10 protein-coding genes are annotated in these 14,035 nt (G+C 30.2%); all 10 read left to right on the forward strand.

Annotated elements, in window-relative coordinates:
* The first annotated feature begins 61 nt into the window (after positions 1-61).
* The 10 genes from AYC61_RS15990 (at position 62) to AYC61_RS16035 (ending at position 13,838) form a co-directional block, all read left to right on the forward strand.
* A complete protein-coding gene (locus AYC61_RS15990; protein ID WP_066504757.1) occupies positions 62-679 on the forward strand; it encodes a cyclodeaminase/cyclohydrolase family protein in 618 nt (205 codons plus the stop codon).
* 267 nt (positions 680-946) lie between these two features.
* Positions 947-2,215, forward strand: coding sequence for an MFS transporter (locus AYC61_RS15995; protein WP_066504759.1), 1,269 nt, complete (start codon positions 947-949; stop codon positions 2,213-2,215).
* Between the two features lie 603 nt (positions 2,216-2,818).
* On the forward strand, positions 2,819-4,054 hold the full coding sequence (locus AYC61_RS16000; protein ID WP_156456497.1) for an MFS transporter: 1,236 nt from the start codon (positions 2,819-2,821) through the stop codon (positions 4,052-4,054).
* A gap of 395 nt (positions 4,055-4,449) precedes the next feature.
* Positions 4,450-5,685, forward strand: coding sequence for an MFS transporter (locus AYC61_RS16005; protein WP_066504767.1), 1,236 nt, complete (start codon positions 4,450-4,452; stop codon positions 5,683-5,685).
* A 718-nt stretch (positions 5,686-6,403) separates the two neighbouring features.
* Positions 6,404-7,507, forward strand: a complete 1,104-nt coding sequence (locus AYC61_RS16010) for a BMP family ABC transporter substrate-binding protein (protein WP_066504770.1) — start codon at positions 6,404-6,406, stop codon at positions 7,505-7,507.
* Positions 7,508-7,966: 459 nt separating this feature from the next.
* Positions 7,967-9,514, forward strand: a complete 1,548-nt coding sequence (locus tag AYC61_RS16015) for an ABC transporter ATP-binding protein (protein ID WP_066504773.1) — start codon at positions 7,967-7,969, stop codon at positions 9,512-9,514.
* Positions 9,507-10,556: an ABC transporter permease gene (locus tag AYC61_RS16020; RefSeq protein WP_066504776.1), complete on the forward strand. Its 1,050-nt coding sequence runs from the start codon at positions 9,507-9,509 to the stop codon at positions 10,554-10,556. Before AYC61_RS16015 ends, AYC61_RS16020 begins: the two co-directional genes overlap by 8 nt.
* The gene (locus AYC61_RS16025; RefSeq protein WP_066504777.1) at positions 10,549-11,472 is read left to right on the forward strand and encodes an ABC transporter permease; all 924 of its coding nucleotides are present in this window, start codon (positions 10,549-10,551) and stop codon (positions 11,470-11,472) included. Before AYC61_RS16020 ends, AYC61_RS16025 begins: the two co-directional genes overlap by 8 nt.
* Positions 11,473-11,504: 32 nt before the next feature.
* Complete coding sequence (locus AYC61_RS16030) at positions 11,505-12,437, forward strand: nucleoside hydrolase (RefSeq protein ID WP_066504778.1); 933 nt, start codon at positions 11,505-11,507, stop codon at positions 12,435-12,437.
* 18 nt (positions 12,438-12,455) lie between these two features.
* Entirely contained in the window at positions 12,456-13,838 is a 1,383-nt protein-coding gene (locus tag AYC61_RS16035) for an ADP-ribosylglycohydrolase family protein (protein WP_066504779.1), read from the forward strand.
* Positions 13,839-14,035 lie beyond the last annotated feature (197 nt).

Genomic DNA, 14,035 nt, shown 5'->3' on the forward strand with positions numbered 1-14,035 from the left:
AATTATTATGTGTAGAAATTATGAGAAAAGAATGTTAACTTATTGAAAAGGGGGAATTAGAATGTTACAAGACTTAAAATTAAAAGAATTTTTAGAAAAAACCGCATCTAAAGATCCTGTTCCGGGTGGAGGAAGTGTAGCTGCTTTAAGTGCATCTATTTCTGCAAGTCTAATAGCTATGGTTGCTAATCTAACCATAGGAAAAACAGGATATGAGAAATCAGAAGATGAGATGAAAAAAATATTGAACATAGCCAGTAATGTAAGCAAGAAATCTGTTAATGATATAGATAGAGATTCAAATGCCTTTAATGAAGTTATGACAGCATTTAAACTTCCGAAAAGTAATGACGACGAAAAGTCTAAAAGAAAAGATGCAATACAAAGTGGTTTTAAAAATGCTGCTTTAGTTCCTTTGGAAGTAGCAAAAGATGCTATTGAGTTGATGGATTATGCTTCAATAATGGTGGAAAAAGGTAATAAAAATGCTGTTACAGATGCTGCTGTGGCTGCAATGATGGCAAGAACTGCGGTATTGTCAGCGTTATACAATGTAAAAATCAACTTATCGTCAATAAAAGATGAAAAATTTGTAACTGAAACTTCAAAAGAAGTAGATAAATTAAGAATAAAAGCAGTAGAGTTAGAGAATAAGATTCTTTCAAAGGTACAGCTGTAATAGTATAAAGATAAAGAGTTAGTATCCTTTTCTGGTGTTTTATAAAAATAATATAAAGCACTATTGAAAAGGATTTTTTTTATTTTATACATACAAGTTTTAGATATTTTACTTTAAAATATAATATTGTGATATAATTATGCATATTTGGATAATTCAAAAAGCTAAAATTGATTCAAAATAGAATTAAATATTGATGTTTATTAAACTACTCATATGAAAAATTAGCAGCAGTTTATATAATACATAAATAAAAGGAGGCAGAAAATGAAGATAATCAAGGAATTAATAAAACCTTATAAGGGCTTGCCTAAGGAGGTATATATAATAGCCTTATTAAGGCTCATTAATGCTATGAGAGTATGGATGAATTCATTTTTAGCTATAAAATTAAATAGTATATTTACAATGAATAATATTTTATTAGGTAAAGATTTTTTAACTTGTAGTGGGACTGGTATTTTGGGATTGGTATGTATTTTATTTATATTATTAGGTGGAAAATTAACTGATACTGTTGGTAGAAAAAAAATTATAATTATATTTGATTTACTTGTAGCTTTAAGTTACTTAATAAGTGGGTTTATGAAGTCCTCTATGGCTATGTTGTATATAATTTCTTTAGCTTCAGTATTTATTAGTATTGCACAACCAGCTCATGATGCACTTATAGCAGATATAACAACACCTAAAAACAGAACAGGAGCATATTCGTTATTATACTTAGGAAAAAATATAGGTCTTGCTGTTGGTCCATTAGTAGGCATGTTGTTATTTAGGAAGTCAATTAAATTTCTTTTTATTGCAAATGCAGTAATTTCTTTAGTTACAACATGTATTATCTTAATATTTATTAAAGATACATTTAAAATATCTAAAAATGAAGAATTAGGAGAAGATAGAAAGTTAGAGCAGCATGTTAAAGGTTCTGTTCTAAAAGTATTGGTTAGTAGACCTATTTTAATATATTTTTCATTGATTATGGCTGGATATTTTTTTGTATACTCACAGTGGAGTTTCTTAATCCCACAGTATACAGAAGCTAATTTTGCAAATGAAGGTGCAAAATTGTATTGTTATCTAGCTAGCTTTAATGGAGTAATAGTTATAATCTTTACGGCAGTAATTACAGCTATGCTGTCAAAGGTAAAGAATATTAGAAAAATTGTGTATGGCGGACTATTATATGCTGTTGGGATAGGTTTATTAGGATTTTATAGTACCAAAGCAGGCTTTTTTATAGCTGCATTTATATTTTCTATAGGGGAAATAACTGTAATGATTAGCAGTGTGCCTTTTATAGTGAATCATACTCCAGCTTCTCATAGAGGAAGAATAAGCGCTGTATTACCTCTAATAACAGGTTTTGGGTATGGGCTTGGCCCAATTATTAGTAGTAAGTTAATAAGAAAAATTACCATTGCAACAGCATTGAAATATATTGGAGTGATAATGTTGATTTATACTTTGTTGATGTTCTTGTTAGGAAAAAAAGAAAAAAATATTGAACAAAATGTAACTTTATTAAAAAATTGAGTAAATATCAATGCTTCAAAGTTTATATTCATGTTATTAAGCAAAAATTATAAAACAAATAAATTAATATTTGACAATTTTGAAAAAATATAATAACATGTAATAGCAATAATAAATTATAAAGGAGGTCGTTTTAATGAAATCAAGTAAATATGGTAATTCTGATAATTCTAATTTAATAAAACTTCATAACATCTTTTTTGAAATGACCAATAAGGTTAATTACATACAGTAATCTGCATATAATTAAATTAATGTATATAAGACCATGGGTTGTTTCCTGTGGTCTTTATTTGAGCAGAGAACCTAAATCTATGATTTAGTGTGAATCGCTTACTCCTAGGAACGAAGTGAGTAGGAGTTTCATTGTATAAAATAAATTATTATTTTGTATAAAAAGACCGTGATGTTACAATGTAACATTTATGGTCTTTTTAATATAACCTAAATTTTGATCTAATGATTCATATTACTTTTATCAAGGTTAGGAACTAAAAGCGGAGGGATGAATAATGCTAATTGATTTGTATAGAAACAAGATGATAATTAATTATAAAAACAAAGGAATTTTTTACAGCAATACATAATAAAGGAGAGATAAAATTGAATATTATAAAAAAATTACTAAAGCCGTATACAGGGTTACCAAAAGAAGTATATGTAATATTTATATCAAGAATTATTAATGCAATGGGAGTATTTATATTTCCGCTATTAACACTTATATTAACTAAAAAAATTGGTATGAGTGAAGATACAACTGGAGAGTGGATAGCTGTTTTTGGGATTATATTTATGCCAGCAGGGTTATTAGGTGGAAAACTAACAGATACAATTGGTAGAAAAAAAATCATAATTATATTTGATTCACTTGGAGCTTTGAGTTACTTATTATGTGGGTTTGTAGAGCCTTCTATGACTACAGTGTATTTAATTGCCTTAGCTTCAGTATTTATGGGTATTGCACAACCTGCACATGATGCACTTATAGCAGATGTAACAACACCTGAAAATAGAGAAGGAGCGTATTCTTTGACATATTTAGGTTTCAACATGGGTTTTGCATTAGGACCAGCAATTGGAGGTTTATTATTTGAAAATCATTTGAATTTGCTATTTATTGGAGATGCACTAACAGCTATGATTGCAACGGGTCTTATTCTAATATTTGTTAATGATACATTTGAAAAATCAAAGAATGAGAAAATTGGCAAAGAAAGAAAGTTAGAACAACATGTTGAGGGTTCAGTTATAAAAGTATTATTTAGTAGGCCTATTTTAATAATTTTTTCAATGATAATGTTTGGGTATGCTTTTGTATATTCACAATGGAGTTTTTTAATGCCACTACATACAGAAGCTAATTTTACAAATGAAGGTGCAAAATTATTTGGTTATATAGCAAGCTTTAATGGAGTAATAGTTATGATTTTTACAGCAGTAGTTACAGCGATGCTTGATAAAGTAAAAAATATAAGAAAAGTTGTGTATGGTGGATTATTATATGCAATTGGCTTAGGTTTACTAGGATTTTATAGTGCAAAAGCAGGCTTTTTTATAGCTGTATTTATATTTACTATAGGTGAAATAATAGTGACTATTAGCAGTACTCCTTTCATAGTAAATCATACACCAGCTTCTCATAGAGGAAGAGTTAGTGCAATATTACCTTTTATAATAGGTTCTGGGAATGTTTTAGGTCCAGTTATTATTGGTAAGGCTCTTAATATAATAACTATTGCTACAGCATGGAGATATATTGGATTAATTATGTTGATTTATGCTATGTTAATGTTCTTGTTAGAAAAGAATGAAAAAAGATTGACAAATGTGGATTAACTAACATATCAGCTACGGCATTTATTAATGCAATTTATAAATTCAGAATGGACTAATAAAAAAGTTTGACATACATAAAGCATTATTTTATAATAAAAATAATGCTTTATTATTTAAGCAGAGAATCCAAATTTTATTTGGTTAATGTAATAAATTAATACAAAAATAAATTATAACTATGGTAGATATTTAAATGTTTTTATTAAAAAACGCATTGATTTCTGCGTTTTTTTTTGGTTTTAAGTAGCGAACCCCAATCAATATTTGGTGTAAGTCGCTCGCTTACTCATATGATTAGAATGAATATGAAGTGCAACTCCGCTTACTCCTAGGAACGAAGTGAGTAGGACGTACTGATTTTTTATTGAATCAAAGTTATTGTTAAGGAGTATATAATGAAAAATAAAGTTAGGCAGATTGTAAGGACTTATGGACATTTTCCTAAAGCTATATATGTTGTTTTTTTTGCAAAATTAATAAACTCATTAGGGGTTTTTGTTTTCCCATTACTTACATTAATATTAACAAAAAAAATTGGTTTATCAGAAGCTGAAACAGGAAAATGGATGACAGTTGCGGGATTGTTGTATTTACCCTCTAGCATGGTAGGTGGTAAGTTAGCAGATCTTATTGGTAGAAAAAAGAGTATAGTTATATTCAATATTCTTGGCTCAATATTATATTTAATATGTGGATTCATGTCATCAAATATTTATTTAATTTACATAATAATGATAGCTTGTGTGTTTATGAGTGTTGCAGCACCAGCCTTAAATGCTTTAATAGCAGATTTAACAGACCCTAAAGATAGAGAAGGGGCTTATTCACTTGCATATTTAGGTTCAAATATTGGATATGCTGTAGGACCTGCTATAGCAGGAATGTTATTTGAAAATCATTTTAATCTAATATTTATTGGAGATGCAGTAACAGCTATAATAGCAACATTGTTATTATTATTTTTTGTTAAAGAAACTATTCATAAAACGAAAGACGAAGATGTGAAAAATAGAGAATTAGAAAAAAGAGTTGATGGGTCAATATTGCGTGTATTGTCTGAAAGACCAATATTAGTTTATTTTTCATTGATTTTATTTGGATATTATTTTGTATATGCTCAGTGGGGATTTTTAGTACCGTTACATATGGAAAGCTTATATGTAGGAGAAGGAGCTAAGTTATATGGTAGGTTAACAATTGTTAATGGATTAACAGTTATTATATTTACACCTCTGATTACTTCATTTTTTAGAAAAATTAGTCATATAAGAAAAATATTTTTTGCAGGAATACTATATACTATAGGGTTTGGGTCGTTAGGATTTATAAATAGCAAATTTGGAATTATAATTGCGGTAGTAATTATTACCCTTGGAGAAGTAACAGTAACAACAAATTGTATGCCATTCATAGCGAATCATACACCTATTTCACATAGAGGAAGAGTTAATGCTATAATACCTTCGATTATGGGTTCAGGTTTTGTTGTAGGACCATTAATTATGGGATATGTATTAGAATTCAAACCAATAGTAACTGCTTGGAAATATATAGGTATATTCATGATGGTATTTACTGTATTTATGCTTGTGTTGGAAAAATTGGAATTCAGAAAGGTTTCTAATAATTAAAATTTTCTACCATGTTATTTTAATATAAAAGCATGGTTTTTTTAACCTGAAAAAACAAAAAAATCTATGTTTTAAGTGCATCACTAACACTTAGTAATTAAAATGAGTAGAGAATTTCTGATTAATAAAATAAACATAGAGTTACAATTAATGTTAATTCATGGAAAATATAAACTTTAAAGCTTTATATATAAATTAATATCAAAGCGATATTGAAATTTATAGTAGATTCAGTTATGCCTATTCTATTAATGTATTAAATTACTAATGCATTAATAGATATATATAATATTGACATTATCGAAATTTGTAGATATAATTTAGTTAAACGTTTTAGTAAACCGTTTAACCTGCTTTTATATGACAAATTTTTTGTTTTGTTATGCTAGAGTTTTATAAATTAAGATTTGTAAATTTTTTTTAAGATCATATGTAAATTATAATATTATCAAATTTGAAGAGTTTATAATTTTATATAGGTTTTAAAATGAATACAAAGGACTTGTAGCAAAATGTTAAATTTCTAAGTTATTGAAATATTTCAAAAATAATCATAAGTAGAGAACAGAAATTTATGATTTCTTGTGAATCACTTATTTCTAAGAACAAAGTGAGTAGTGTACATCTAGTACGCTCATCTCCTTGAAAATTTTAGTGCTTAGAACTTATATTATTTTGAAACAGTCCATATAAACAATATTTTTGAGGAGGTTACATAATGAAAAAAACAGTTTCATTGCTTTTATGTGTGTTTTTGTTGTCTACTATGTTTTTTACTGCATGTGGAACAAAACCAGCAGAAGAAGTAAATCAAACAGATGACAAATTAAAAGTAGTATTATTGATACCTGGATCTTTAGGAGATAAATCTTTCTTTGACTCAGCAAACAGAGGTATGGGTTTAATCAAAGAAGAATTAGATGCTGAAACTAAGGTTATTGAAATGGGAAGTGACAGAACTAAATGGGAACCTACTTTAGTTGATGTTTCAGAGCAAGATTGGGATTTGATTATCAGTGGTACATGGCAAATGACTGAATTATTAAACCAAGTTGCTGAACAGTATCCTGATAAAAGATATATAAACTTTGACACTTCTGATGAAGAAACAGCTGACAATGTATACTCAATGTTCTACAGAACAAATGAAGTTTCATTTTTAGCTGGAGCATTAGCAGGATTAGTAACAACTTCTGATATGCCATTAGCAAATGAAGAAAAAATAATCGGATTCTTAGGTGGAATGGACAACCCTGGAATCAATGACTTTTTAGTAGGATATATCGAGGGTGCTCAATATATAGATAAAGACATTAAAGTTGCTATTTCTTATGTTGGAAATTGGAACGACCCTGGAAAAGGTAAAGAAATGACTTTAGCTCAGTATAAAGCTGGTTCAGATATAGGTTTTAGCGTTGCTGGACAAACAGGTTTAGGTCAATTAGATGCTGCTAAAGAATTGGATAAGTATGCTATAGGAGTTGACTCTGATCAAGCATTATTATTTAAAGAAACAGATCCACAGAAGGCTGAGCATATAGCATCATCAGCGTTAAAAAATATTGGTGAAGCAATTTTAAGAGCTAGCAAAAAATACCAAGAAGGAAGTTTAGAATTTGGTAAATACGAAGTTCTAGGATTTAAAGAAAATGGTGTTGGTTTAGCTAAGAATGAATATTTTGATAAAATTGTTCCAGAAGACATTAAAACAAAATTAGCTGAGATTGAAACTAAACTTACTAACGGAGAGATAAAAGTAAGTACTGCTTTCGGTTTAAGCACTGAAGAGATAGATAAAATAAGAAATACTGTTAAACCTTAAATAACATAATTAGTCCAAAATTTATGGATAAAAGCTACTGAATCAGTGGTTAACTGGTTCAGTAGTGTTGCTTAAGTAGAGAACTTAAACCCTGATTATTCATATAACTTTGAATAATATGCTGTAGGTTTCTGAATTATGAGCAGAGAACCTAAATTTTAATTTAGTGTGAATCGCTTATTCAGACGTAGTCTGAGGTACATTTAAGTTAACCTTCGAAGGCATACCGAGTTGGTATGTTGAGAATTTAATGGACATCTTCTAATCAGAAGGAATACTTAATAATGAATCTCCTATTCCGTTCCTTCATAGGAGTAAGCGATTCACATAAAATCATAGATTTTAGTTCACTGCTCATAATTTTCTATGAATAATCTGGGTTAAATATTAATTTGGCGTGAATTGCTTACTCCTACGAAATATGAGTAGGAGTTTCATTTTAATTAGGAGTTGAAGTAAATGAAACTTTTAGAAATGAAGAACATTAGAAAAATTTATGGCAATGGTGTAATAGCAAATGAATCAGTTGATTTTGACCTAGAAGAAGGAGAGATACATGCACTTGTAGGAGAAAACGGTGCTGGTAAATCAACACTAATGAAGATTTTATTTGGTATGCAAAAACCTGATAATGGAGATATTCATCTTGGTGATAAAAAACTAGTAATGAATTCTTCAAATGATGCTATTGCAAATGGTATAGGTATGGTGCATCAGCACTTCATGCTGGTTCCTTCTTTTACGGTTGCAGAAAATATAGTACTGGGTAGCGAACCAAAAAAAGGAATGTTTGTTGATTTTGAAAAAGCTGTTAAAATAACAGAAGAATTTTCAAAAAAGTATAATTTAAGAGTTGATCCAAGAGCAAAGGTTGAAGATTTGTCAGTTGGGATGAAACAAAAGGTGGAAATATTAAAGGCTTTGTTCAGAGGAGCTAAAATACTAATACTTGATGAGCCGACTGCAGTTTTAACACCACAAGAGACTGAAGCACTATTTGAAGAATTAATAAATTTAAAAAATAATGGACATACAATTATTTTCATATCTCATAAATTAAAAGAAGTTAAAACCATAAGTGATAGAATTACTGTTATGAGACAAGGCAAAAATGCAGGAGTTTTTTATACAAAGGACGTAACAGAACAAGAAATATCCAGAAAAATGGTTGGAAGAGACGTTATTTTGAAATATGATAAAGAAACAAAAGAGTATACGGAATCTATTCTTAAAGTTAAAGATTTAAGTTACACCAATGAAATTGGGAAAAAAGTTTTGAAAGATATAAATTTCTCTGTAAGAAAAGGTGAAATTGTAGGTATAGCAGGAGTAGAAGGAAACGGACAAAGAGAACTTATAGAAATCATAACAGGGAACAGAAAACTTGCGAAAAATAATGTATATGTAAATAAAAAACTAATTAAAGACATGACTATAAAGCAAATAAGAAATTTAGGATTAAGTTACATACCAGAAGATAGAATGACTATTGGAGCAGCAATGGAAGGAACAATTAAAGAAAATCTTATTTCAAATCAATTTGATAAAAAATCAATTAATAAAGGTTTACTAATAGATGACAAGAAAATTAATTCTTTAGCAGAAAAGTTAATACAAGATTTTAGAGTTAAATGTGCAGGAGCCTTTCAAAAGATTAGAATGCTATCTGGAGGTAATATGCAAAAGGTTGTTGTAGCCAGAGAATGTTCAACATCACCACAAATATTGGTTGCAGAGCAGCCAACCAGAGGTGTAGATGTAGGTGCAGCTAGATTTATACATGAAAAGCTCTTAGAACTTAGACATGAAGATACTGCTATATTACTAGTTTCCGCTGATTTAAATGAAGTATTGGAATTAAGTGATAGCCTTATAGTAATGTATGGTGGAGAAATAGTTGCATATTTTGATAATCCTTCTGCCTTATCGGAAGAAGAGCTTGGACTTTGCATGCTTGGGTTAAAACACCAAAGCAAAGAAGAGATAAGGAGGGCTATGCATGAATAGAGAAAAATTATTCGAGGTAGTTAGAACATTAGTTGCAGTAACTATAGCCTTAGCTATTGCATTTATAATAATTTTGTTTGTAAGCAGTGAACCACTTGAAACAATTAAAAGCTTTTTATTAGGACCATTATCTTCAAAAAGACATTTTGGTAATGTTATAGAAATGGCAATACCTTTAATATTTGCGGGATTAGCTACAGCAATATTATTTCAAACAAGTATGTTTAATTTAGGTTCAGAAGGTATTTTTTATATTTCCGGAATTATAGCAAGTGTTATAGCTATATTTGTAAAATTACCAAGCGGTATACATCCTATGGTTGCAATAATAGCCGCAGGAATAATAGGTGGAATTATTGGTGTTCTTCCAGGATATTTAAGAGCTAAATGGAATGCAAACGAATTAGTTACATCGTTGATGTTTAACAGTATATGGTTTGGAATAGGTATGTATTTTATTAATTATTATTTAAGAGATCCATTTGCACTGGAAACAGTATCTTACAAATTTGCTAAGACAGCTAGATTACCAATCATATTAAGAGGAACAAGAATACATGTAGGTCTCTTAATAGTTTTAGTAGCAGTTGTATTTACTTATTATTTCTTGTATAAAACAAGGTGGGGTTATGCTTTAAGGATGACAGGTACAAATAGAGAATTTGCTGAATATTCAGGTATAAATTCTTTTAAAGTTATAATATATGCCCATGTTATTGCTGGTATAATAGCAGGTATAGGTGGAGGAACACAAATGCTAGGAATGTATAACAGATTTCAATGGCAGGCATTACCAGGTTATGGATTTGATGGAGCTCTTATTGCTATGCTAGCCAGAAATAATCCTATAGGAGTTGTAGGCTCTGCAATATTTATCGCTTATATAAGAATAGGTGCTGACATGATGGCAAGAATGACTGATGTTCCCTCAGAAATGGTTGCAATCATGCAAGCTGTAATCATATTCTTAATATCAGGTGAAAGATTCTTACAGGCTTGGAAGCATAGAATGATTGTTAAGGGGGCGAATAAGAATGCATGATTTATTTAATATAATTTTTACAACAGATTTTGCTTTTGCTGTGCTTAGAGTAACAACACCAATATTATTTGCTGCCCTTGGAGCAGTTATAGCTTCCAAAGCAGGTATTCCAAATATAGGACTTGAAGGAATTATGCTTTTTACTGCATTGATGGGTGTTTTATTTAGTGCTGCTACGCAAAGTGCTTTTATTGGTCTTGTTGCAGCTGTTTTGGTAGGCGTTATTATAGCAGCTATTTTAGGATATTTCACACTGCATTTCAAAACAGATGTTATACTCGGAGGTATAGCTGTCAATTTATTTGCAGATGGAGGTTCGATATTTTTTCTTTATCTGTTTGCACACGACAAAGGAACATCTGCTTCTCTTGCAAGCAAGATACTACCTTCTATTGATATTCCAATAATCGAGAATATACCTGTGTTAGGTAGTATTATATCAGGGCATAATGTATTGACATACGTATCATTTTTATTAGTTATTGTTGTTTATTATATGCTCAATAAAACTCCATTAGGGTTAAGGATAAAAGCTGTAGGCGAAAATGCAGATGCAGCGGATTCGGTTGGTATAAGTGTCATAAAAACAAGATATATAGCTTTACTATTAAGTGGAGCTTTATGCGGTTTAGGTGGTGCTTATATGTCTATGGGATATATATCATGGTTTTCTAGAGGTATGACTTCAGGTAGAGGTTGGATAGCTTTAGCAGCTGAAGCAATGGGTAGAGGTACTACAATAGGTACGTTTGCTACATCATTGTTATTTGGGGCTGCAGATGCACTATCTAATTCATTACAATCATTAAGCATACCATCAGAGTTTGTTCAAATAATACCATATGTGGCTACAGTAGTAGGTTTGGTGGTATATGCAATAAGTGAGAACAGAAAGAAAAATAAAATTAAGCAGTAAACCTAATATTTAGTTAAAGCGAGGGATTAAATATGAGACATATACTTATGGATTGCGATCCGGGGCATGATGATGCTATAGCTATTTTGTTGGCATTGGCTCATAAAGATAAATTGAATATTAAAGGCATTACAACTGTTGGTGGAAATCAAATTTTAGATAAAATAACAAATAATGCTTTAAAGCTTCTGAGCTTTGTTGATGAAGATATAAAAGTAGCCAAAGGTGCAGAAGGTCCTTTATTAAAAGAACTTAGAACAGGTGAAGAAGCACATGGTGATAGTGGAATGGATGGACCGATATTACCAGAATCTAAATTTAAGCCTGTAAAAGAAGGTGCAGTTGAGTTTATGGCTAGGATTATAAGGGAGTCAGAAGAACCAATAACATTAGTTCCAACAGCTCCACTTACTAATATAGCTTTATTAATTACCGCTTATCCTGAATTAAAAGAAAAGATAGAGTATATTTCATTAATGGGAGGAGCAGGTAGAGGTGGTAATGTAACACCTTGTGCTGAGTTCAATATTTTTGTTGATCCAGAGGCAGCCAAAATAGTTTTTAATTCAGGTATACCTATTGCCATGAGTGGCTTAGATGTTACTGAAAAAGCTGAAATTTATGATGATGAGATAGCTGAGCTTAAAAAGCGTGGAAAAGTATCTAAAATGGTAGGAGAATTATTAGATTTTTATTCAATTGCAAGTAAAAAATTTGGATTTGAAGGTAGTGCTCTGCATGATCCATGTGCTGTAGCTTGGCTACTTAAACCAGAATTATTTACAACAAAGGAATGTTATGTAGATATTGAAACTAAAGGTGAATTAACTAGCGGAATGACAGTAGTTGATTTTAGAGGTTGGTTAGGAAAAGAGCCAAATACTGAGGTATTAGTTGATGTAAATAGAGAAGAATTTATAAAGATGTTGTTTGAAGCTTTAGATGTAATGGATAAAAGACAATAATATTAATGGAGTGATACTATGAAAGCTTGGGAAATAGCTAGAGATATTGTTGCAAACGCAAAAGCAAAACTTGTAATTGAAAGCGATGATGATTGGTGCATGCAGGATGCTCAAAAGCATGATGTAGATAAATTAAAAACAATATGGAAAAGCATAGCGCCTGGCTCACAAGCACCTGCTAGTTTGATTGCTGGTGCAGTTGGGTCAGTGGAGAATTTAGGTAAAGATGTTTCGAAGGCAGAAGTACTTTTGCCAAAAGGCTTTAAGGCTCTAGAAAAAAATGATATGCAAAGTCTATTTAAAATAACATCAGAGATTTTTTATTTATTAAATAATGCACCTAAATGTAAGAATGCTGATTATTGGAAATACACTATATATGATAATTGGGATGATTTTGAAAGTAAATGTGAATTTCCCAAATATAAAGATGTTGATATTAATAATAATGAAGTTGAAAAGAAAATATTAAATGGTTGGCTAGGACAAATCTGTGGTGGAGCATTTGGGACAGCACTAGAAGGCTATGATAGTAAAACAATCAAAGAATATTTTGGTGAAGTAAGAGGCTATTTAAAGAAACCTAGCACATATAATGATGATATAACGTATGAACTAGTATTGTTAAAAACTATATTGGAAAAAGAATCTGATGTTACAGCATTTGATATAGCTAATAACTGGACAGCCATGATACCATTTGGATGGTCAGCAGAAGATATAGCTATGAAAAATTTAATGTTAGGAGTTTATCCTCCTGAAAGCGGATATATAAATAATCCTTATAGAGAATGGATAGGAGCTCAGATGAGAGGCTGCGTATGCGGTATGGTTTGCCCGGGAAATCCTTATAAAGCTGCAAAGCTGGCATGGTTGGATGGACAGATATCACATCACAATAATGGTATAATTGGAGAAGTATTTAACGCTGTAATGACAGCTATTACTTTTGTAGAAAATGATATTAAAGAAATAGTTAAAATAGCAATAAATATGTTACCTAAAGATAGTCAGTATTATAGTGTGGTTAATTATGCATTAAAGCAATGTCAAAATAATGATGAATGGGAAGATGTTTTAAGATTATGTGAAAAAGAATTTGAAACATATAATCTTGTTCATGCTTTTCCTAATGCTGCAATTGAAGTAGTAGCATTGTGGTTTGGTAACGGAGATTTTGATAAAACTATGCATATAGCAGGAATGGCAGGGTTGGATGTTGATTGCAATACAGCACAGATAGGAAATATTGTAGCGATATTAAGTGATAAATTAAATGAAGAATGGACGAAACCAATTGGTAATGTTTTAAATACTTATGTAAGAGGCATAAGTCAAATAACATTAGATGAGTTAGTTAAAATGACAATACAGGCCTCAGAAAAGTTAAAAGATTTTTAAAGGAAGCATCTAAAAGGAGTTATCTCAAAATTGAATCCATTTTGAGATAACTTTTTTTAATAATCATACTTCTCCTATGAGAGTTTGAAAAAAATAGCTTCTTAAAAGTCACCTACAAAGAAACCTCAGATTGAGCCTTAGTTAGTTTATTGGTTGAAAAAGTTATTAGAGTAGTTATTTATGGATAGATTAGGATA

The organism is Abyssisolibacter fermentans (assembly GCF_001559865.1).
GTDB lineage: Bacteria > Bacillota > Clostridia > Tissierellales > MCWD3 > Abyssisolibacter > Abyssisolibacter fermentans.